Annotated in this window: 17 protein-coding genes; 12 read left to right on the forward strand and 5 right to left on the reverse strand. The window is 67.9% G+C overall.

From position 1 onward, the window contains the following. Positions 1 to 532: 532 nt before the first annotated feature. The gene (locus NRB20_RS09825; protein ID WP_319944683.1) at positions 533 to 1,009 is read left to right on the forward strand and encodes an OsmC family protein; all 477 of its coding nucleotides are present in this window, start codon (positions 533 to 535) and stop codon (positions 1,007 to 1,009) included. A 7-nt stretch (positions 1,010 to 1,016) separates the two neighbouring features. Here NRB20_RS09825 and bla read toward each other — a convergent pair whose 3' ends face one another. After that, on the reverse strand, positions 1,017 to 1,943 hold the full coding sequence (gene bla, locus NRB20_RS09830; RefSeq protein WP_153409636.1) for a class A beta-lactamase: 927 nt from the start codon (positions 1,941 to 1,943) through the stop codon (positions 1,017 to 1,019). A 129-nt stretch (positions 1,944 to 2,072) separates the two neighbouring features. Between bla and NRB20_RS09835 the strand changes: the two genes are divergently transcribed. Together NRB20_RS09835 and NRB20_RS09840 are read left to right on the forward strand one after the other, a co-directional pair. Continuing rightward, positions 2,073 to 2,987 (forward strand): LysR family transcriptional regulator, encoded by a 915-nt coding sequence (locus NRB20_RS09835; protein WP_319944684.1) that lies wholly within the window; start codon positions 2,073 to 2,075, stop codon positions 2,985 to 2,987. A 685-nt stretch (positions 2,988 to 3,672) separates the two neighbouring features. Then, positions 3,673 to 4,578, forward strand: coding sequence for a serine hydrolase (locus NRB20_RS09840; protein ID WP_153409638.1), 906 nt, complete (start codon positions 3,673 to 3,675; stop codon positions 4,576 to 4,578). Positions 4,579 to 4,597: 19 nt separating this feature from the next. On the opposite strand, the gene NRB20_RS09845 is transcribed toward NRB20_RS09840, so the two are convergent. The 3 genes from NRB20_RS09845 to NRB20_RS09855 form a co-directional block, all read right to left on the reverse strand. Next, the gene (locus NRB20_RS09845; RefSeq protein ID WP_153409640.1) at positions 4,598 to 5,842 is read right to left on the reverse strand and encodes a serine hydrolase; all 1,245 of its coding nucleotides are present in this window, start codon (positions 5,840 to 5,842) and stop codon (positions 4,598 to 4,600) included. 414 nt (positions 5,843 to 6,256) lie between these two features. Then, a complete protein-coding gene (locus tag NRB20_RS09850) occupies positions 6,257 to 7,600 on the reverse strand; it encodes a bifunctional o-acetylhomoserine/o-acetylserine sulfhydrylase (protein WP_153409642.1) in 1,344 nt (447 codons plus the stop codon). A gap of 101 nt (positions 7,601 to 7,701) precedes the next feature. Next, positions 7,702 to 8,553 (reverse strand): glutamate ABC transporter substrate-binding protein, encoded by an 852-nt coding sequence (locus tag NRB20_RS09855; protein ID WP_153409643.1) that lies wholly within the window; start codon positions 8,551 to 8,553, stop codon positions 7,702 to 7,704. 200 nt (positions 8,554 to 8,753) lie between these two features. Here NRB20_RS09855 and miaB point away from each other — a divergent pair, with 200 nt between their 5' ends. Both miaB and NRB20_RS09865 read left to right on the forward strand, forming a co-directional pair. Continuing rightward, a complete protein-coding gene (gene miaB / locus NRB20_RS09860) occupies positions 8,754 to 10,304 on the forward strand; it encodes a tRNA (N6-isopentenyl adenosine(37)-C2)-methylthiotransferase MiaB (protein ID WP_153409868.1) in 1,551 nt (516 codons plus the stop codon). A gap of 634 nt (positions 10,305 to 10,938) precedes the next feature. After that, positions 10,939 to 11,535 (forward strand): Rv2732c family membrane protein, encoded by a 597-nt coding sequence (locus tag NRB20_RS09865; protein WP_153409869.1) that lies wholly within the window; start codon positions 10,939 to 10,941, stop codon positions 11,533 to 11,535. Between the two features lie 29 nt (positions 11,536 to 11,564). On the opposite strand, the gene NRB20_RS09870 is transcribed toward NRB20_RS09865, so the two are convergent. Continuing rightward, a complete protein-coding gene (locus NRB20_RS09870) occupies positions 11,565 to 13,085 on the reverse strand; it encodes a DUF349 domain-containing protein (protein WP_153409645.1) in 1,521 nt (506 codons plus the stop codon). A 268-nt stretch (positions 13,086 to 13,353) separates the two neighbouring features. Between NRB20_RS09870 and NRB20_RS09875 the strand changes: the two genes are divergently transcribed. From NRB20_RS09875 to NRB20_RS09905, 7 genes are all read left to right on the forward strand, one after another. Then, complete coding sequence (locus tag NRB20_RS09875) at positions 13,354 to 14,418, forward strand: class III extradiol ring-cleavage dioxygenase family protein (RefSeq protein WP_153409647.1); 1,065 nt, start codon at positions 13,354 to 13,356, stop codon at positions 14,416 to 14,418. Next, positions 14,415 to 15,338 carry a tRNA (adenosine(37)-N6)-dimethylallyltransferase MiaA gene (miaA, locus tag NRB20_RS09880; protein WP_319944685.1) on the forward strand — a complete coding sequence of 308 codons (924 nt, stop codon included), beginning with the start codon at positions 14,415 to 14,417 and terminating at the stop codon, positions 15,336 to 15,338. Before NRB20_RS09875 ends, miaA begins: the two co-directional genes overlap by 4 nt. A gap of 736 nt (positions 15,339 to 16,074) precedes the next feature. After that, the gene (gene dapF / locus NRB20_RS09885; RefSeq protein WP_319944709.1) at positions 16,075 to 16,968 is read left to right on the forward strand and encodes a diaminopimelate epimerase; all 894 of its coding nucleotides are present in this window, start codon (positions 16,075 to 16,077) and stop codon (positions 16,966 to 16,968) included. Positions 16,969 to 17,037: 69 nt separating this feature from the next. Beyond that, entirely contained in the window at positions 17,038 to 18,573 is a 1,536-nt protein-coding gene (gene hflX / locus NRB20_RS09890) for a GTPase HflX (RefSeq protein WP_153409649.1), read from the forward strand. 534 nt (positions 18,574 to 19,107) lie between these two features. Then, positions 19,108 to 19,248 (forward strand): hypothetical protein, encoded by a 141-nt coding sequence (locus tag NRB20_RS09895; protein WP_153409651.1) that lies wholly within the window; start codon positions 19,108 to 19,110, stop codon positions 19,246 to 19,248. A 38-nt stretch (positions 19,249 to 19,286) separates the two neighbouring features. Then, positions 19,287 to 20,942, forward strand: coding sequence for an AMP-binding protein (locus NRB20_RS09900; RefSeq protein ID WP_153409653.1), 1,656 nt, complete (start codon positions 19,287 to 19,289; stop codon positions 20,940 to 20,942). 61 nt (positions 20,943 to 21,003) lie between these two features. After that, positions 21,004 to 21,876: a lysophospholipid acyltransferase family protein gene (locus tag NRB20_RS09905; protein ID WP_227833344.1), complete on the forward strand. Its 873-nt coding sequence runs from the start codon at positions 21,004 to 21,006 to the stop codon at positions 21,874 to 21,876. The last annotated feature ends 46 nt before the right edge of the window (positions 21,877 to 21,922 follow it).

Below are 21,922 nucleotides of genomic sequence, written 5' to 3' on the forward strand. Positions count from 1 at the left end.
AGGTCGATCGATAGATGGCAGCTGGTTCGGCCAATCGGGAGGTGTCTGAGATCTGCCTCTGTCGCTCTTTCGGCTCTGGTTCACATTCGGTGGTCACGCCGATCCGGTGGTCCGCGCGGGCTGCGCATCACGATCGCTGCGCGAAATACCCCTTACGACAAGATCATTCACGCCGCATCCGAGCCTGCGGAATCGGCGGCCGTACCGAGACCAGCGAATGTGTGCCCCGGAGCCAAAATTCCCAATGTCAGGATTATGCGGTCGCCGGTTCGCGCCCCGTTATTCCGTCGGCGTGGCTTTTGTCGGTTTTGCGGCCGGCGGCACCGAGCGAAACCGCCCGGCATGGCTCGAGAGGAACGTGGCATCGCCCCTACTGGGATATGCCCGACACTCCCGCCGATCATCTGCGAAGGGGTGTTCGTTGTGGCGGCGCGGTAGGAATTCGGTGGTCGGCGTGGTGGGTGCGCGGGGATGATCGGCGGGCATCTGTTGACTGGCGTGTACTGGACTTGTTTCGGGAAAGGGGTTTGTGGTGGCGAAGACTCATCGTTATGAAGTGGGGGTGACCTGGACCGGGAACAGCGGGACGGGCACCAGTGGGTATCGGGAATACGAACGGGCGCATGAGGTTTCGGGGTTGGGGAAGCCGGTGATCGCGGGGACTGCGGATCCGGCGTTTCGGGGGGTGGCGGAGCGGTGGAATCCGGAGGAATTGCTGGTCGCGAGTTTGTCGCAGTGTCATATGTTGTGGTTTCTGGGGCTGTGTGCGCAGGAGGGGGTGGTTGTCACCGATTACGTCGATCGTCCGTCGGGGACCATGGTCGAAACTGCCGATGGGGGTGGACATTTCACGGAGGTGGTGTTGCGGCCGCAGGTGCGGATTGCGGAATCCGAGCACATCGAGCGGACGCGGAAGATCCATGAGCGTGCGCACGAGCTGTGTTTCATCGCCAATTCGGTCAACTTCGAGGTGCGTTGCGAGCCGGACGTGTCGGCAGCGGACGCATAACCGAGGCTCAGTTCAATGCCGTGACGGCGGCGTTCGTGGCCTGGGCGACGAGGGCGTTGTCGAAGCTGTCGTCGTGGTTGTGGCGGGTGGACATGACGGCCAGCACGATGGGTGCGCGGTGGGGTGGCCACAGGACGGCGATGTCGTTGCGGGTGCCGTAGTCACCGTTGCCGGTCTTGTCACCGACGACCCAGTCGGCCGGGACGCCGGCACGGATGAGACCCGTGCCGGTGGTGTTGGTGCGCAACATCGTGGTCAGCAGGGCGCGGTTGTCGGCGGACAGCACGGTGCCCAGGACATAGGCGCGCAGATCGGTGGCGAAGGTGCGGGGTGTGCTGGTGTCGCGCGGATCGCCGGGTGTGGCGTCGCTGAGGGCGGTTTCGAGGCGGTCGCTGCGGGTCACCTGATCACCCAGACTCCGCAGGGCGCGTTGGAAACCGGCGGGACCGCCCAGCTGTCCGAACAGCAGATTGGCCGCGGTGTTGTCGCTGTAGCGCACCGCGGCATCCATCAGTTCGCGCACCGTCATACCGTCGGCCACGTGCTGTCGCGTGATCGGCGCATATTCGGTGAGATCCGTTGCGGTGTAGGTGATCCGGCGGTCCAGTGCGGCGGCGTCGGCGGTGGTCAGGATCGCGCCCGCTTCCAGCGCCTTGAACGTGGAGCAGAACGCGAACCGCTCGTCGGCGCGGTACTCCACGGTGTGCCCCGACCCGGTATCGAGCGCGAAAACCCCCAACCGCGCCCCGAATCTGCTCTCCAGTGCTCCGAATCGACCCGACAACTCGGCGCCACCGACCGACGTCGTCGAGGCGACGGCAGTACCGGTCGCCGCGGAACCGGATTGCTCCGAGCCGCATGCGCACACCGACAGCAGCGCCGCACCGACCGCGACGGTGGCAGCGGCCCGGCGGGTCCGGACGGAATGAAACATCGAAGTAGCCTCCCGAGTGATCGCCGCACCGGAATGGGCGGCGTAGTGACGACGAGCCTGGCACCGCTCACCGATGCTGTCCAAGACAGAAAGCGCCGCGACGATGCCGAATCGGCATAGACTGCGGCCGTGGATATCGTCGCCGCCTGCCGGGCGTTCGTCTCGGTCAGCAGTCACGGCAGTTTCACCGCCGGTGCGGCCGCCGCACAGATCCCGCAGTCGGTCGCCAGCCGTCGCATCGCCGCGCTGGAACGACATTTCGGGGCTCGGCTGCTGGACCGGACCTCGCGCACCGCGACGCTCACCGCCTTCGGTCGCGACATGTTGCCCTCGGCCCGCCGCCTGGTCGAACTGACCGAAGCGATGTGGGACGAGGCCGAACGTGCCCGCAGCCGCCCGTTCCGAATGGCGGTCCCGGCCCTTTGCGGCCCGCTTCCGCTGGCCCGCCTGGTCGCCGACGGCACCGCGCACGGCCTCACCCTCGACCTGCATCCCGCCGACCCGCGCGAACGCGCCGAACTGGTCCGCACCCAGGAGGTGCGCGCGGCCCTGATCGCGGTGCCCGACGACCGCGCGGTCTGGCGAATCCCGTTGGGCCTGGCCGACACCGGCGGCCCGCACAGCACACCGCTCTACCTGGAAACCCTGCGCGCCGGCCGCGCCGACCGTGACAGTCGCCGCCGCCGCGTCTGGATCCAGCCCGAGGACGACGTGCCACACATCCGCGACCGCATCATCCGCCTGCGCGACGCACTCGGCCTGCAACCGATCCAGGTCGTCGTCGGCCCCGCACTGGTCACCGCCGCAGCCGCCGTCCTCGCCTCCGACGACCTCCTGCTCTGCTCACCCACCCAAGCCGCCGAACTCGCCCTGAACTGGCGACCCATCGGCGAACTGACCCCGGCGCGCGGCTACGACCTCACCGCCGCCCACCCCGAAGACGCCGACCGCATCACCACCCTCCCTCACCGCGCAATCGCCCACTGCCTCGGCCAACTGCCCCCCGGCAACGAAACCCCGAACTCCGGCGGCACCCGACCATGAGAGCAAGCGACACCTCCGCAGACGGCGCACACAAAGATTCACCGACTCCCGGCCACCGCCCGAGCATCGACGAATCCCGACCGCCCCACACCGGATGCCATCAGCACCAACTACCGACCACTTCGCGCGCCAGCCCCCAAGATCTGGTTGGATCTGTAATTCACTGTGCGGCAATAGAAAAGCCGTCATCCACCCACGATCCCGCCGCTCTGCTGCCGGACCACGTCGAAGCTGGGCGTATTGCACCGCCTGGCATAAACGGTGTGACGGTGAGAGCGGTTTGTGAGAAGTTTTGTGCGGCAATGGAGAAATCATCGTTCACCCCGGGTACCGTCGAACTTCCGCCGGACCGCGTCGGGCCAGGCGTATTGCATCGCCTGGCGCAGTGCGATGTGAGGGTGCGAGTGGATCATGAGAAGTGTTGTGCAGCAATGGAAAAGTCATCGTCCACCCGTGATGCTGTTGACCTGCTGCCGGACCACTTCGGGGCCGGGCGCATAGCTGGCACAGATCGATGTGACGGTGCAAGTGGATCGCGAGAAGTGTTGTGCGGCAATGGAAAAGTCATCGTCCATCCGCGATGCCGCCGACCTGTTGTCGGACCGCGCCGGGACTGGGTGCATTACCTCGCCTGGCATAAATCGGTGTGACGGTGAGAGCAAATCGTTAGAAGGGTTGTGCGGCAATGGGGATGACCACGGCGGTGCGGATGGCGCGGCGGGAGTTGGATGATGCCGGGCTGCGCGGGTCGATTCTGGTGCGGGATCTGGACAGTGGGGATGAGCTGGGGATCGATGCGGAGTTGGAGTGGCCGATTGCCTCGCTGGTGAAGGTGCCGCTGGTGGTGGCGACATTGGAGCGGATCGGGCGCGGGGAGCTGGATCCGGCCGCGCCGATCACGGTGCGGCCGGGGGCGATCGCCACGCCGGGGCCGATCGGGGTGTCGAAATTCCGGCATCCCGCGACCATCGCGCTGGAGGACCTGCTGTATCTGAGCATCGCCCTGAGCGACAGCGCCGCGGCCGACGCGCTGTTCGCCCTGACGCCGCCCGCCGCCGTGGCCGCCGAACTGCGGCGACTCGGATTCGACGGCATCGCGGTGCGGCACCTCATGGACGATCTGACCCGCACTCCGGCCGAGGCGCTCGAGCAGGCCCAGGCGTATCTGGCGCACACCCTCGCCATCGAGGCGGCCACCGCCGGACACGGTCACCCGGTGCCGCAGCTGGACGTGGGCAGTGCGAACATCGGCTCGGCACGCGCCTTCGCCGACCTGCTACAGGGCCTGTGGCGACCCACCACCATCACCGAACCGACCGCCACTCGGACGCGAGAACTGATGGCGGACAACGTGATCCGCCATCGCCTTGCCCCGGACTTCAGCTCCGACGCCTCCCGCTGGTCCTCCAAGACCGGCTCCCTGCTGAACTTCCGGCACGAGGTCGGCGTCGTCGAGCACGCCGACGGACAAACCCTCGCCGTCGCGGTCCTGACCCAGTCCCGTGTCCCGGCGGTGGTGCAGCCCGGCGCGGAGGCGATCATGGCCAAAGCGGCGCGAATCATCCACAACGAGTTGAGAATTCGCCCCTGACCGGATTTCGGCCACCGACTCAGAGAGTGAACACCGCGGCGTCCGAATGCCCTACGACCCGGGCGATCCGGGCGCACAACTCGACCGGCCGCTGAACGTCGGTGGACGCCTTACCGCTGGTCAGAATCGCCCCGGACAACCCCCGAGCCGGATCCGCCCAACCGTACTGCGTGGTCAAACCGCTTCGGCCGAAATGGGATTCGGTGTTCGGACCGAACTTCGACCGCCGCCCGCCGAGTTCGTATCCGGCGCGGCTCACCTTGCCCGCGGCCCCGGGAATCCACTTCGCCGGCGCGACCGCCGCCCGGATGGTTTCGGGTTTCATGACCCGAATGCCATCCAATTCGCCTCCACGCGTGAGGATTTCGTAGAACCGCGACAGCTCCGAAGCGGTGGTGACCAGATTGCCCGAGGGCAGCTCGGCGGTCAGGAAGTCGCGATTCTTCTCCGCCGACATCGGCCCGCTCAACGCCCCGCCGAGCGCCTTGTGCGCCAGGAACTTCATCACCGGCGACGGTTTCGGCCCCGTCTTGACACTCGGCACGACGCGCTCGACATCCTCGGCCCGCACCCCGAAACTCGTCCACCGGAAACCCAGCGGGTCCAGGATCTGCTCGGCCAGATGATCGCGCATCCGCTTGCCCGTGAGCCGCTGCACCAGCATCCGCTGGATCAGCCCGGCGGTCATCGCGTGGTAGACCCGGAACCGCCCCCGCGGCCACGCCGGTGTCAGATCGGCCAGCGCCCGCGCCGCCAGCTCGTCGTCCACGACCAGCTCGAAACCCCGGTACGGCCCGGTCACGAACGGCACACCGGCCGCGTGGGACAGCACGTCACCGATGGTGATCGCCGCTTTACCGTGCGCGGCGAACTCCGGAACGTACCGGGCCACCTCGTCCTCGTACGCGAAATACCCCTGCTCGATGAGCATGGCCATGACCGCCGCGGCCACACCCTTCGCGGTGGAGAATCCGCAGAACGGCATATCCGGGGTCAGCAGCACTTTCTCGGCGGCGGGATCGTCACCGGGCGCATTCCCCCAGCCGTGCCCGATCGCGCGATCGAGCACGACCCGCCCGTTCCGCCGCAGACACACCTGAATCGCCGGAGTGGTACCCAGCCGATACCACTCCCGCACCGACTCCCAGATCGCCTCGACCTGCGCCCTGCTCAACCCGGCAGCGCCCGGGTCGTCCTCGTCACCGATCGTGGTCACCGCATCCACATCCTCGGCAACGCTCACCAGCATCGTGGGTGTGCTCATCCGGCCAGCATAGGTCGGCCGATGAGCACATCACCCTACGGATTCCCGTGGGCGGTCGATCGCGGTCTGCGCCTGTATTCGTAATACGTTGCCCCACAAGCTATATGGCGGTACTCGATCATCGTGTGAACGCCGGGAACCCGCCATAGGGACCGCGTACGAGATCATGCGTGGGGTGCCGCCCCGCGCAGCGACGTCGAATGCCTCCCGGTTGTGATCGCCGAGCCGGGTGCGCCGGGCCTCGTGCGGAGTCCGGCGCTTCCTACCGTCCTCGCGGTATCGCACGACGATCCTGTGATCGCGGGAGAACCTGCTGTGATCGCGCCCGGGATCATGTGCCGAGGCGCCGCCCCGTACCTGAGGGTGTCGAATGCCGCCGGGCTTCCCTGCGGAGCCCGGCGCTTCGTGTCGTCCTCAGACCGCGGCGAACCCGGCCCGCAGGTCGGCGAGGATGTCCTCGATCCCCTCGACGCCGACCGCCAGACGCACCAGCCCCGGGGTGACGCCCGCGGCGAGCTGCTCCTCGGGGGTCAGCTGCGAGTGGGTGGTCGAGGCCGGGTGGATCACCAGCGAACGCACGTCACCGATGTTGGCGACGTGGCTGTGCAGGGTCAGCGCCTCCACGAAACGCTTCCCGGCGTCCACGCCACCGGCCAGCTCGAAGCCGATGATCGCGCTGGTTCCCTTGGGGGCCAACTGCTTTCCGCGCTCGTACCACGGCGAGGAGGGCAGGCCCGCGTACGCGACCGAGGTGACTTCCGAACGCTCGGAAAGGAATTCGGCGACCGCCTGGGCGTTCTGCACGTGCCGCTCGACGCGCAGGCTCAGCGTCTCGAGCCCCTGACTGATCAGGAACGCGTTGAACGGCGCGACGGCCGAACCCAGGTCGCGCAGCAGCTGCACGCGAGCCTTGAGCGCGTACGCCGGAGCGCCCAGATCCGCGTAGACCACGCCGTGGTAGCTGGCATCCGCCTCCACGAAGCCCGGGAAACGCGGCTTACCGTCGGCATCGGTCACGGTCCAGTCGAACGTGCCGCCGTCGACGATCACACCCGCGATCGCGGTGCCGTGGCCGCCCAGGTACTTGGTCGCCGAATGCACCACGATATCCGCGCCGTGCCGCAGCGGCTGGATCAAATACGGTGTGGGAACGGTGTTGTCGACGATCAGCGGCACCCCGGCGGTGTGCGCGACCTCGGCGATACCGGGGATGTCCAGGATGTGGTTCTGCGGGTTGGAGACCGTCTCGCCGTAGAGCGCCTTGGTGTTCGGGCGGATCGCCGCGCGCCACTGCTCGAGATCGTCCGGGTCCTCGACGAAGTCGACGGTGATGCCGAGCTTGGGCAGCGTGTAGTGGAACAGGTTGTAGGTGCCGCCGTACAGCCGCGGGCTGGACACGATGTGGTCACCGGCCCCGGCGATGTTCAGCAGCGCGAACGTCTCCGCGGCCTGACCCGAGGACAGCAGCAGCGCGGCCACACCACCCTCGAGCGCGGCGATCCGCTGCTCCACCGCGTCCTGGGTGGGGTTGGCGATGCGGGTGTAGATGTTGCCGGGCTCGGCCAGACCGAACAGCGCCGCCGCGTGCGCGGTGTCGCGGAAGGTGTAGGAGGTGGTCTGGTAGATCGGCAGCGCGCGGGCGTTGGTGGTCCCGTCCGGCGCCTGCCCCACATGGATCTGCTTGGTCTCGAAACTCCAAGCGGCAGTGGGGTCTTCGGGCGTGGTCGAATCGGGCTGAGGAGACTCGTTGGCGGTCATTCGGCAACGGTAGAAATGATGCTCCCGCCAGGAAATATTTTCACGCTGCGTGAATCCAACGGTGGCCGCGAACTTCGGGCGTCCACCGCCGGAACGCGCCGTCAGTACCGGTTCACGGTGGGCGGCGCGGGGATCGGGAAGTCCGGGCCGAGATTCTTGCTCAGCGCGGTCTGCCACGGCTTGGCCGGATCGTTCAGCATCGCGCTGATCGCGTCGTCGATCTTGTTGCGAGATTCGTTGTCGCCCTTGCGTAATCCGATGCCGTAGAGCTCCTGCACCGGCTTGCCGTCGAGGGTGATCGGGCCGAGCAGTTTCAGCAGCCGGGGCGAGCGCGCCTGGTAACCCGCCAGGATGATGTCGTCGGTGGTGACCGCGTCCACCATCCGGCTCTGCAACGCCTCAACACACAGCGAATACGTATCGTACTCAATGAGTTTCACACCATGCGGGAATTCCCGCTTCACCTGGTCGACGGTGGTGGACCCCGCGACCGTGCACAGCGTGCTGCCCGTGGGCAGCGAGTTCGGATCGTGGATGCTGGTGTTGTCCGCCCGCACCAGCAGCCCCTGATGCGCGACGAAGTACGGCCCGGCGAAATCGACCTGCTGCTTGCGCTGATCGGTGATCGAATACGAGGCCACCACCATGTCGACCTGCCCGCTCTGGATCAGCCGCTCGCGCTGGGCCGAGGGCGCCTCCTTGAACGTGATGTGCTGCGGCGCGACCCCCAGCTTCCCCGCGACGTACGTCGCGACGTCCACGTCGAACCCGGAGAACGTGCCGTCCCGGTTCTGCAACCCCATCCCGGGCTGATCGAATTTGATACCGACGGTGAGCTTTCCGGCCGCGGCGTCCTGAACGGCGGTTCTGGGACTGCCCGAGCCGCATCCGCTCGCCACGACCGTGAGTACCAGAACGCCGATGCCGAGGCGCAGTGCCCGGGTGAACCTCATCGAATGCCCTCTCTGCCGAACGACGGACCGTGCTGAATGCGGATCGGTGGCATTCCCAGTGTGCGGCAACGCCGGTCGATGCCTGAGGATCTTGCCCGGAATGCCCGCGGCGCGCCGGACCGCCGCCCGGCCGGTCGCGCCGGGGAACGGCCCGATCCGGATTTGCGTCCTACCGATACCCTGGACGGGTGAATTCGTCGATGCAGGTGGCAGCCGGTGCCGCGGGAGGAGCGGTGGCCGCCGCGGACGCGACCCGTACCTACGAGGTGCGCACGTACGGGTGCCAGATGAACGTGCACGACTCCGAGCGGCTCTCGGGCCTGCTCGAAGACGCCGGATATCATCGCGCCGCACCCGGTGCGACCGCGGATCTGGTCGTGTTCAACACCTGCGCCGTGCGGGAGAACGCGGACAACAAGCTCTACGGCACGCTCGGGCATCTGGCCCCGATCAAGGCCGACCGGCCGGGTATGCAGATCGCCGTCGGCGGCTGCCTGGCGCAGAAGGATCGCGACACCGTGCTGCGTCGCGCGCCGTGGGTGGACGTGGTGTTCGGCACGCACAACATCGGCTCGCTGCCGGTGCTGCTCGAACGCGCCCGGCACAACGAGCAGGCCCAGGTCGAGATCCTCGAATCGCTCGAGGCGTTCCCCTCGACGCTGCCCGCCAAGCGCGAGTCGGCGTACGCGGGCTGGGTGTCGATCTCGGTGGGCTGCAACAACACCTGCACCTTCTGCATCGTGCCGTCGCTGCGTGGCAAGGAGGTGGACCGGCGGCCCGGCGATGTGCTCGCCGAGGTACAGGCGCTGGTCGATCAGGGCGTGCTCGAGGTGACGTTGCTCGGGCAGAACGTCAATTCCTACGGGGTGAATTTCGCGGATCCGGAGGAGCCTCGCGATCGGGGTGCGTTCGCGCAGTTGCTGCGGGCGTGCGGGCGGATCGAGGGGCTCGAGCGGGTCCGGTTCACCTCGCCGCATCCGGCCGAATTCACCGACGACGTCATCGAGGCGATGGCGCAGACCCCGAACGTGTGCCCGCAGCTGCACATGCCGCTGCAATCGGGTTCGGACCGGGTGCTCAAGGCGATGCGGCGGTCGTACCGTTCGGCGCGCTACCTGGGCATCATCGAGAAGGTGCGGGCCGCGATGCCGCACGCCGCGATCACCACCGACATCATCGTGGGTTTCCCGGGGGAGACCGAAGAGGACTTCCAGCAGACCCTGGACGTGGTGCGCCAGGCGCGGTTCACCAGCGCGTTCACCTTCCAGTACTCGATCCGTCCGGGGACGCCCGCGGCCACCATGGCAGATCAGGTGCCCAAGGCGGTGGTGCAGGAGCGGTACGACCGGCTCATCGCGTTGCAGGAGGAGATCTCGCTCGAGGCGAACCGGGCGTTGCTCGGGACCGAGGTCGAACTGCTGGTCGCCGAGGGCGCGGGCAAGAAGAACGCCGCCACCGCCCGGATGAGCGGCCGGGCCCGCGACGGACGGCTCGTACACTTCCGCCCGCCGGAGCAGAACACCATCCGCCCCGGTGACATCGTGCGCGTCGTCCTGACCGAGGCCGCGCCGCACCACCTCATCGCCGACGGTGAGATCCGCGAGCACCGCCGCACCCGCGCAGGCGATTCGCACGAGCGCGGTATCACGCCCAAGACCGCCCCGATCGGCGTCGGACTCGGCCTGCCCCAGATCGGCGCACCCGAACCACAGCCTGCCGCCGCGGCGTGCGGGTCCGGCTGCGAGGTGTGACGGTCGATCCGCGCCCGCCGCTAAGGATGGCTGCGAGGTGTGATTCCCGGTCGCGTGTCCGTCGCTGCGGCGTGCAGGTCCTGTGGCGCGGGTGACCACCGGTCGCGTGCTTGCGGTGGGGTCGTGTCCGGTCGGAGGTGCCATCCCGGTCGCGTGCTCGCTGTGGGGTGTGTCCGATCGGAAGTGCGACCACCGGTCGCATGCTCGCCGTGGGGTACGTGTCCGATCTGGGGGGCGATCAACGGTCTGCGGCGCGCTAATACGACGTCGGGTCGTAGTGCGCTGACGTCGAGTCGTAGGGTGGGAGCGTGACTCGGTGGCGACGGTCGGAGGTTCGGCCAGAGGTGATGCGGCGGCCGGATCATCCCAGCGCAGAACCGCGACCAGTGGTGGAGAACTGATGCTCGAACGTCCCGAAGACGAATCCCGGCCGGATGGGATCACCCCGGCCGGTCCCGGCGCGTCCGGCGATCGAACATCCGAGCCTGTCGCGAGGGGTGGCGATGCCGGTCGATCGGATACCGAAGACGTTGTGCCGCAAGAGAATTCGGCCGAGTCGGGCGCTGCCGCGGAACCGGAAGCCGGTGCCGACACCGCGCCCGAGAGCAGCGATTCCCAGTCGAACGAGGAGCAGATGAACCCCGAGCAGACGCAGGTCTTCGAGTCCTATCACGACGATCTGGAGGCGGTCGAACGCAAGATCGCCGGGGAGATCGATCCCGGCTACCGCGCGATGGTGGTCGCGGCGGCGGTCTTCGTGCTGCTGCTGACCCTGATCCTGCCGCATACCGGGCACACCCGCGGGATGGACATCCTGCTGTTCGACCACACGGCCGTCGCCGACCACATCGGGCTGCCCTCGCGGGTGTTCCAGTGGTTCGTGCTGATCTTCGGCATCGGCTTCTCATCGCTGGCCCTGCTCACCCGACGCTGGGCACTGGCCTGGATCGCGGTCGCGGGTTCCGCGGTCGGCAGCGTCTTCGGCGTGCTGTCCATCTGGCATCGCCAGACCCCGGAACTGGGCAACTACCACGGCGCCGGACCGTCGTTCGGCCTGATCCTGGGCGCGATCGCGATGATCGTGCTCACCTTCCACTGGCTCAAGGTGGTCTGGAGCCGCACCGCGGTCCAACTCGAGGCCGAGGAACAGCGCCGCCTCGCCGCCGCCGAGGAAGAGGAGCGCAGCCGCCGCTGGCTGCGCGGCGAGGACGACGCGGACACCGGCAAGTAGCCCGCGTCAGCGCCGCGGCATATCCATGCTCACCGTCGGGTGACGGCGCCCTCGGCGGCTTCGGCCCATTCACGCCACTGCTGGGCCTGTTCGAGGGCCTTGTCGGCGTCGCGGGTGCGGCCGGCGGCCTGGGCCTTGGCGGCCTGCTCCTCGAACTGGGCGACCCGTTCGCGGAACTGCGCCGCGCGGGCCACGGCCTCGGGATCGGTGCGCCGCCACTGGCTGTCGACCGCGTCGCGGACCTGCTTCTCGATTCCGCGCAACCGGCCCTCGAGTTCCTGCATGCGCTCGCGCGGGACCTTGCCGATCTCGTCCCACTTGTCCTGGAGATGCCGCAACTCGTTGCGGGCCGCGTCCAGATCCGATTCGAGATGGGTCGTGATCCGGTTCTCGAAGGAGGACAGCAGATCCAGTTTGGCGGTCGCGTTGTCCTCGAATTCCGCGTCACGCTCCGAGGCGGCGGCGTTGCGCGCGCCGAAGAAGACGTCCTGGGCGTCCTTGAAACGCCGCCACAGCTGATCGTCGGCCTCGCGCGGCGCCCGGCCCGCGGCTTTCCACTCGGTCAGCAGATCGCGGAAGACCGCGGCGGTGCCCGCCCAGTCGGTCGAGGCGGACAGTTCCTCGGCGCGCGCGCACAACTCCTCCTTGCGCGTCTTGGCCGCGGCCCGCTCGCGATCGAGTTCGGCGAAATGCGCGCCACGGCGGCGGTTGAACGCCTCGCGGGCCTTGGAGAATCGCCGCCACAGCGCGTCGTCGACCTTGCGGTCCACGCCGCGGATGGTCTTCCACTCGTCCAGGATCTCGCGCAGCCGATCGCCCGCGGCCTTCCACTGGGTGGAATCGGTGGCGATCTGCTCGGCCTCCGCGCACAGCGTTTCCTTGCGCTCGGTCTGCTCGTGGCGGGAGCGCTCCTTCTCCTCCTTGGCCTGCGCGGCCGCCTCGTCGGAGTGCTCGGCGATGGCCTGCAGTCGCTGGGCCAGGCCATCGACGTCGCCGATCACCGCTGCCGTGGGCAACGATTCGGCTAGTGCCAGGGCCGCGGTCTTGGTCTTGCGCGCGTCGGTGCCGGCCGCCAATCGGGCTTCCAGCAGGGCGACCTCGGTGGCCAGATCGTCGAAGCGGCGGCCGAAATGCGCCAGCCCCTCGGCGGCGTCACCGGCCTGCCAGGAACCGATCTGGCGTTCGCCCTCGGCGGTTTTGACCCAGGCGGTGCCGTCCTCGTCGACGCGGCCCCAGCGGCTCGGATCGCTGACCGTGGGCACCACCACCGGGTGCGGATGCTCCTGGGGCGCGCCCGTCGGGGGTTTGATCGCATGCGGTTTGGGCGCGTCGTGCGGGGGCTGAGGTTTGCGAGCGCTCGGCGCGGGAACACCCGGTTTGGGTGCGCCCGGCTTCGGGGCACCGGGTTTGGGAGCGCCGGGCTTGGGCGCCGGACCGGGCCGGGCCGTGCTATCGGCGGGCGTGGATCCCGGTGCGGCGGGGGTGCTGGACTGCTGCGCCGTGCCGGTTTCCGGGTGGGTAGCCTTCTCGGTTCCGCTGTTCTCGGTCATCACTCCTCGTCCCTGCCGCGCGTCACGGCTGCCTGGTTACGCCCTAGCTTCATCCCATTCAACCAGCCCAACCGCCGATACGCCGCCTCTTATCGCGGGTGGCGCAGCGCGAGCGGTGGCAGGGACCGCGAATACGTGGTAGAGCCCCCCGCGCACGGTTCCGCCCGACCGCCGCTGACCTGCCCCCTGACCGGCCGAGCGCCACGTCGCCGACCGCGTCCGGACCGGCCGCACCGCCGCACCCCGCCGGGCCGCTACCGTTGTCGGCGTGTTCGGTCTCGCCGCATTGATCCCCTCACCGCCCGTGCTGGTCCCCGAGTTGTGCGGCGGACTGCCCGAGGCGGACGATACGCACCTCGCCGTTCAGGTGCCCCCGCTGCGGGAGGCGGTGCTGGCTGCGGTGCGTGAGCTGGCGGGGGTCGCTTCGCGCTGGGTCGTCGTGGGGGTGGGTGCCGTGGGGCCGGGATTCGACGACGAGCCGGGCGTTTCCGGAGGTGACGGTCGCGCGCCGGACTCCGAGGTGGACGCGATCTCGGGGTCACCTGCTGCGCACGGCGCAGGGGTGGCGTTCGATGCCGTAGCGATCGGCACGGTGAGGAGACCACCCGAGCCGAACGCTTCTCGAAGCGATGGCTTGGCGTTCGATGTCGAGGTAGGCGGCGTTTCGGGGGGAGCGCCGCAGCAGGGTGCCAGCTCGGGCCGGGCGCGGGCTGTCGATGGGGGGATGGGTAGCGCGTCGGCTGGGGCGCGTGCAGGTCTGGATGACGTGCGGCTGTTCGATGCGGGGACGGTCGGGACGTTTCGGGGGTATGGGGTTGATCTTCGGGTGGGGTTGTCGGAAGCGGCGTTGGAGGGGGACGGGGCTGCTGATGCGGGGTTGCCGCTGGCGGTGTTGATCGGGGGGTGGGCGCGTGGGTGCGCGGGGGACGGGGTGTCGGTTGATGCGTGGGTGGTGGATGAGGATGCGTCGGGGTGCGTGCAGGTGGGGGAGCGGTTGCGGCGGGAGTTGGATGCGGACGCCGGGACGTGCGGTGTGCTGGTGATCGCGGATGGGGCGGCTACCTTGTCGACCAGTGCGCCGGGGTATCTGGATCCGCGGGCGCGGGCGGTGCAGGATCGGATCGATGACGCGCTGTCCGCGGGTGACCTCACCGTGTTGACGACGTTGGATACGGAGCTGTGTGCGGAACTCGGGGTGTCCGGGCGGGCGGCTTACCAGGTGTTGGCCGGGTTGTTCGCCGATGATGCTCCGAAGGTCGAAACCCTGTATCGGGCAGCGCCTTTCGGTGTCGGCTATCAGGTGAGTACGTGGCGTCCGGGAGCCGGTTCGTGATCACACCGATCGCGGTGGTCGGCCCCACCGCCACCGGAAAGTCCGATCTCGCACTGGAATTGGCGCAGCGCCTGAACGGGGAGATCGTCAACATCGATGCCATGCAGCTGTATCGCGGCATGGATATCGGCACCGCCAAACTGCCGGTGGCCGAGCGTCGCGGTATCGCCCATCATCAGCTCGACGTCCTCGAGGTGACCGAAACCGCCACTGTCGCAACGTATCAGGCCGACGCCTCGGCCGATGTCGAGGCGATCATGGCGCGCGGGCGCACCCCGGTCATCGTCGGCGGATCGATGATGTATGTGCAATCCCTGCTGGACCGTTGGGAATTCCCGGCCACCGATCCGCAGGTCCGCGCGAAGTGGGAGGCGCTGCTCGCCGAGGGGGGTGTAACCGCTCTGCACGCCGCGTTGCGGGACGCCGATCCTGTTGCGGCACAGACGATCCTGCCTACCGACGGCCGTCGTATGGTGCGTGCGCTGGAGGTGGTCGAACTCACCGGCCGCCCGTTCGCCGCCTCACAACCGCAGATCGGCGAACCGCACTGGGGCACCATCATTCTCGGCGTCGACCGGGAAACCGCCCAACTCGACGCCCGCATCGAACTCCGCACCGCGGCCATGTTCGCCGTCGGCCTCATCGACGAGGTTCGCACGTTGCTCGACCACGGGTTGCGTGAAGGCCAAACTGCCTGCCGTGCAATCGGATACGCCCAAGTCCTGGCCCACTTCGACGGCGAATACGACCTCGCCCAGGCTCAGGAACGCACCCTCTTCGGTACCCGCCGCTATGTTCGCCGTCAACGCTCCTGGTTCCGCCGCGACCCCCGTGTCCACTGGCTCGACGGCGCTGACCCCGACCTCCCCGAAACTGCCCTCGCCCACGTAACTTCTCGCCTCGCCTCGGACATCGGCTGACTCTCGAAGCACTGAGACATGCGGATCCGAGTGTGGGCATGCGGATCCGAGTGTGGGCATGCCGACCCGAGCGCGGACATGCGACCCGAGTGCGGGCATGCGGATCCGAGTGTGGACATGCGGATCCGAGTGTGGGCATGCCGACCCGAGCGCGGACATGCGACCCGAGTGCGGGCATGCGGATCCGAGTGTGGACATGCCGACCCGAGTGCGGGCATGCGGATCCGAGTGTGGACATGCGGGTCCGAGCGTGGGCATGCCGACCCGAGCGCGGACATGCGACCCGAGCGCGGACATGCGACCCGAGTGCGGACATGCGGATCCGAGTGTGGACATGCGGGTCCGAGTGTGGACATGCGGGTCCGAGTGTGGACATGCGGATCCGAGTGCGGGCATGCGGATCCGAGTGCGGGCATGCGGATCCGAGTGTGGGCATGCCGACCCGAGTGTGGACATGCGACCCGGGCGCGGACAATCCGATCCGAGCGCGCAGAATCGTGCCCGATGCGCTCGATCGTCGCTGGCCGCGATGACGAACTCGACCTTGCTGATGGCTGCGAAGCATCGCGATGCCCGGAACCGGAGGCGCGGAGGTTCGACGGCCTGTTCTGGCCTGCCGTGCGTGATGCCGGAATCCTCCCGACGGTTCGGGTGTTGACCGCACGGACAGCAACTCGTGCCGACCCCGGTGACGACCTACCGGGCACTGCACAGGGAGAATGAACGGGTGTCCGACATCGAATTCACCAAAGGCCACGGCACGCAGAACGATTTCGTGATCCTGTTCGACCCCGAGGCGGAGTTGGATCTCACGGCGAGCCGGGTCGCGGCGCTGTGCGATCGGCAGCGCGGCTTGGGCGCGGACGGCGTGTTGCGGGTGGCGTGGGGTGAACCGCTGGTCGAGGCCAGTGTGCTGGACGCGCTCCCCGAGGGAGTCGGGCCGGACGACTGGTTCATGGACTATCGCAATGCCGATGGTTCCATCGCAGAGATGTGCGGTAACGGGGTGCGGGTGTTCGCGCATCATCTCGCCGCGATCGGTGCGGAGACCAGCGGATCGTTCGTGGTCGGGACGCGGGCGGGGGCGCGGCCGGTGGTCGTGCACGCCGCGGATCGGGTGCACGGTGAGGTCACCGTGGATATGGGTCGGGTGCGGGAGTTGGGCGAATCCTTCGCGACGCTCGGTGGCCGGGCGCTTCCGGGTATCGGCATCGATGTCGGCAATCCGCACCTGGCCTGCGTGGATCCGGAACTGACCGCCGATTCCCTGGCGAAACTCGATCTGACTGCGGCTCCGGGGTACGAGCCCGATATGTTCCCGCACGGCGTGAACGTCGAAATCCTCACCGCTCTGGGCGATTCCGCCGATGCCGAGCGTGCGGTCGATATGCGGGTGTACGAGCGCGGCGTCGGCGAAACCCGTTCCTGCGGAACAGGAACCGTGGCCGCGGCCGCCGCGGCGCTGGTTCGCGAAGGTTTCGTGATCGAGCGCGATTCCGGCGAAGTGATCGTGCGCGTGCCCGGCGGGGTGGTCACCGTTTCCATCGACCACGGCGACGCCAAGCTGCGCGGCCCGTCCGAACTGGTCGCCTCGGGACGTATTGCCGAACAGTGGTGGAACGGGCTCTGACCCCCGGATCATCGGGCCGGAAATAACTCATGTGCGTCTCCGCGTTCTGTCGTGGGAGCATGGAGGTATATGAGGAAATCTGAAACGTTCGAGTTCACTCCGGTCGACGAGCTGGCACCGGACAACGATGTGCCGACCCCGGAGAAGCCGTCCGACGCGGACCGTGCGGCCGGGTGGGCTCCCGCGCCGACCGTCGGCGAGTTGCAGCTCGAGGAGCGCAGCTCGCTACGTCGCGTCGCGGGTCTGTCCACCGAACTCACCGACGTCACCGAGGTCGAATACCGGCAGCTGCGCCTGGAGCAGGTCGTCCTGGTCGGCGTGTGGACCGAGGGCACCGCGACGCAGGCCGAGGCGAGCATGACCGAACTGGCCGCACTCGCCGAAACCGCCGGTTCGCAGGTGCTCGACGCGCTGATCCAGCGTCGCGACAAGCCCGATCCCGCCACCTACATCGGTTCCGGCAAGGCCGACGAGTTGCGCGCGGTCGTGCTGGACACCGGCGCGGACACGGTCGTCTGCGACGGCGAGCTGACTCCCGCGCAGCTGACCGCGCTGGAGAAGATCGTCAAGGTCAAGGTGATCGACCGGACCGCGCTGATCCTGGACATTTTCGCCCAGCACGCGACCTCCCGCGAGGGTAAGGCGCAGGTCTCCCTCGCGCAGATGGAGTACATGCTGCCGCGGCTGCGCGGCTGGGGTGAGTCGATGTCCCGGCAGGCCGGTGGTCGGGCGGGTGGCGCCGGTGGTGGTGTGGGTACCCGTGGTCCCGGTGAGACCAAGATCGAGACCGATCGCCGCCGGATTCGCGAGCGGATGGCGAAACTGCGCCGCGAGATCCGGGAGATGAAGACCGCCCGCGACACCAAACGTTCGCGCCGCACCGCGAGCGGCATCCCGTCGGTCGCGATCGTCGGCTACACCAACGCGGGCAAGTCGAGCCTGATGAACGCGCTGACCGGCGCGGGCATCCTGGTGCAGGACGCGCTGTTCGCCACCCTGGACCCGACGACGCGTCGCGCCACGTTGGAGGACGGCCGCGAGGTCGTGTTCACCGACACCGTCGGCTTCGTCCGGCATCTGCCCACGCAGCTGGTGGAGGCGTTCCGTTCGACGCTCGAGGAGGTCACCGACGCCGATCTGCTGCTGCACGTCGTGGACGGCTCCGACCCGCTGCCCGGCGAGCAGATCAAGGCGGTACGCGCCGTGGTCACCGACGTGCTGCGCGAGACCGGCACCCCCGCCCCGCGAGAGTTGTTGGTGGTCAACAAGATCGATGCCCTCGACCCCCTGGAACTGACCCAGCTGCGCGGCGTCCTCCCCGACGCGGTCTTCGTCTCCGCTCACAGCGGCCAGGGCATCGAGGACCTCCGCGCCCGCCTGGCCGAGATCCTGGGCGGCCTGGACGTAGAGGTCAGCATCCTGTTGCCGTACAACCGAGGCGACCTACTGTCCCGCATCCACGCCGACGGCAGCATCATCAGCTCCGAACACCAGGAATCCGGCACCCGCGTCCTCGCCCGCGTCCCACACGCCCTGGCCGCCGCACTCGCCGAATTCGCCCACGCGGGTTCCGGCGACCCGGACGACTTGGTCTCGCAGGACTGACCTCGGGAGGCAGAGGCCGACTTGCCTGTGGGCCACGTCTGACTCCCAGACCTGGCCGTCGTCTCTGCCGATAGTGGACAGGTGGTTGAAGGTCTGGGCTGAGATCCTGGTCCGTTTCGGTTGCAAGCAGGGGCTGATCTGGTCGGTGGACAGGTCGACTTGGTTGCGAGGCAGGGGCTGATTCGGTCGTGGGGCAGGTCCGACTCCCGGACCGGGACTCAGCTTCGAACATCGGGAGTCCGATATCCCAGGTAGGCGCGTCCCGCATGCCGGGGCCGAGTTTGCGCATGTCGGTTCCGATGACCTGGACGGCTTGGTTTCGCAGGACTGGTCCCGAGAGGCGGGGAATCCGGTCGCGATACGGGTCTGTTCGGTCGTGGGCAGGTTTGACTCGGTTGCGAGGCGAGGCGAGGCGGGCAGGTCCGGTTCGGTCGGGATGTGGGGTCGACTCGGTCGCAAGGTGAAGTCTCACTCAGTCGGTGATTGCTGGCGGTCTCGGCGCGGGCTTGTCACGCTGGTCGGATAGTGGCTGGTGTGGAGAGTCTCGTGGACATGCCGGGTGGTGAGGTGCCGCGGCTGTCGGATTCCTACCATTCGGGTCCGACCGAGATCCGCGAATTGATGCGCGAGGAACTGCCACAGGCGTATCTCGAACTCGTGCACGCGAATTCGTGATCGACCGACGGAACGGCCGAGGGAAAGCGAGGTCGACGATGACCGACCACCTGCGTACCGATATCGCGACGATGCTGCTGGATCGGGTCGGTGACGACCGTCCCGGTCTGCTGTCCCGCACCGCCACCTGGACGTGGGACGAGGTGGTCCGGGAGTCGGCGGCGCGCGCGGCGCTGGCGCGAAAGATGCGGCGCGAGGGCCCGTTCCACATCGGTGTATTGCTGGAGAACGTCCCGGATTTCGTCTTCTGGCTCGGCGCGGCGGCACTGGCGGGCGCGACCATCGTCGGTATCAATCCCACCCGCGGCACCGAACAGCTCGGTGCCGACATCCGGTACACCGACTGTCAGCTCATCGTCACCGATTCCGCTGGGCTGCAACGTCTTCGAGATCTCGAAACCAACCTCGCGCGGGATCGCTTCCTGCTGATCGACGATCCGGACCATGTGCGCGCGGTCCGGGATCAACGCTGCGAACCCGAGGTGTTCGGCGGACCGGATTCGCTGCTGCTGTTGTTGTTCACCTCGGGCACGACCGGAATGTCCAAGGCAGTCAAGTGTTCTCAGGGCCGCCTGACGCGCGTGGCATATGCCGCGGTCCGGAAATTCGGGCATATTCGCGACGATGTCGAGTACTGCTGTATGCCACTGTTCCACGGCAACGCGATCATGGCGCTGTGGTCCCCGGCGCTGGCGGTCGGCGCGACGATCTGCCTGACGCCGAAATTCTCTGCGTCCCAATTCCTTCCGGATATCCGCTATTACGGCGCGACCTTCTTCACCTATGTGGGTAAGGCGCTGGGCTACCTGATGGCCACGCCCGAAACACCCGAGGATTCGGACAACAGCTTGACGCGCGGTTTCGGCACCGAGGCATCGACGACCGACCAGGCCGAATTCCGCCGCCGCTTCGGCGCGGAACTGTTCGAGGGCTACGGTTCGAGCGAGGGCTCGGGCATGGTCGCCCTGGATCCGCACACACCGCCCGGCGCGCTCGGCCGCCCCGCACATGCCGGGGTCGCGATCGTCCACCCGGACACGCTGGCCGAATGCGCCCGCGCCGACCTGGACGAATACGGCCGCGTCCGCAATCCGGACCACGCCATCGGCGAAATGGTCGACAAGGCGGGCGCGCTGTCCTTCGAGGGGTATTACAAGAACGACATCGCCGATGCCGAACGTATCCGCAACGGTTGGTACTGGACGGGTGATCTCGGTTACATCGATAACAGCGGATTTCTCTACTTCGCGGGCCGAAAAGGCGACTGGATCCGGGTGGAGGGCGAGAACACCTCGGCGCTGATGATCGAACGGGTGCTGCGGCGTCATCCCGCAGTGATCGCGGCCGCGGTCTACGGCGTGCCCGATCCGCGGTCGGGTGATCAGGTGATGGCCGCGGTCGAGGTCGCCGATCCGGCCGGTTTCGATCTGCGGGAATTCGCCGAATTCCTCAGTGCCCAGGACGATCTCGGGACCAAAGGGATACCGCGACTGCTGCGCGTCTCGGCGAACCTTCCGGTGACCGGATCGAACAAGGTGCTCAAACGGCAGTTGCAGGAGCAGGCGTGGCGCACCGGGGAGACGGTGTATCGCTGGTCCGGTCGCGGCGAACCGGTCTACGAGGCGCTGACCGAACAGGGGCGATCCGCATTCGAGGCCGAATTCGCCGCGCACGGCCGGCGTCGTCTGCTCTGAGAATCCTCTCAGCCTGCGTCGTTACCATGGCCGCATTCGACTCGGCCCGCAGGGAGGATTCTTGTCCGATATCGAGCCGGTAGCGACGACTACCGCCGACACCGCGTTGACGGATGGTGCGCCGCTACGAATGTCGTTGAACGAGAACGATATTCGGCGACTCGAGGCGTTCGCCGCGCCTATTCGGGCATGGACCAGTCCGGTATTCCACGGCCTGTCGAACATTCCCGCCGACGGGCCCGTGCTGCTGGTCGGCAACCACAATTTCCTCGGCATCGACACCCCCGTGCTGTGGCCCGAACTCGCGCGCACCCGGGGCCGATTGTTGCGCGGGCTCGCCGAGAATGTGCTGATCACCGTGCCGGGCGTGCGGCATTTCCTGCAGAGCATCGGGTGTGTGCGCGGTAATCGCGAGAACTGTCGCACCCTGCTCGAAGAGGGCGAGATGGTGCTGGTCTTCCCGGGCGGCGGGCGCGAGGCCGTGCGTCGCAAGGGGGAGAAGTACGTCTTGAAATGGGAGGGTCGCACCGGTTTCGCGCGGATGGCGATCGAGACCGGCGCACCGATCGTGCCGCTGGCGATGATCGGCGCGGACGATATCTACGACATCGTCTTCGACGGTGATCACCTGGCCATGCGTCCGGTGCGGATGCTCGTCGAGGCGCTGGGGCTGCACGGCACGTTGACGCCGCCGCTGGTCCGCGGCGTGGGCCCGACCCTGGTGCCCAAACCCGAGCGCTTCTACTACTCGGCGGGTACGCCCATCGACACCACACCGTGGGCCGACGCGCCGGATCTGGACCGAGCCGCGGCGGATCTGCAAGCGGTGGTGCGCAAGGCACTCGAGGAGGAGTTGCGATTCCTGTTCGCCGAACGTGAGCGGGACCGCGGCCGGACGCTGTGGGGCCGGGTGTGCGGGGCGATCGGTCTCTGAACCGTCGGTGCCGGGCAGGTTTACCGTGGTTCGGGAGTCTGTCCTC

Source organism: Nocardia macrotermitis (assembly GCF_009604405.1).
Classification (GTDB): domain Bacteria; phylum Actinomycetota; class Actinomycetes; order Mycobacteriales; family Mycobacteriaceae; genus Nocardia; species Nocardia macrotermitis.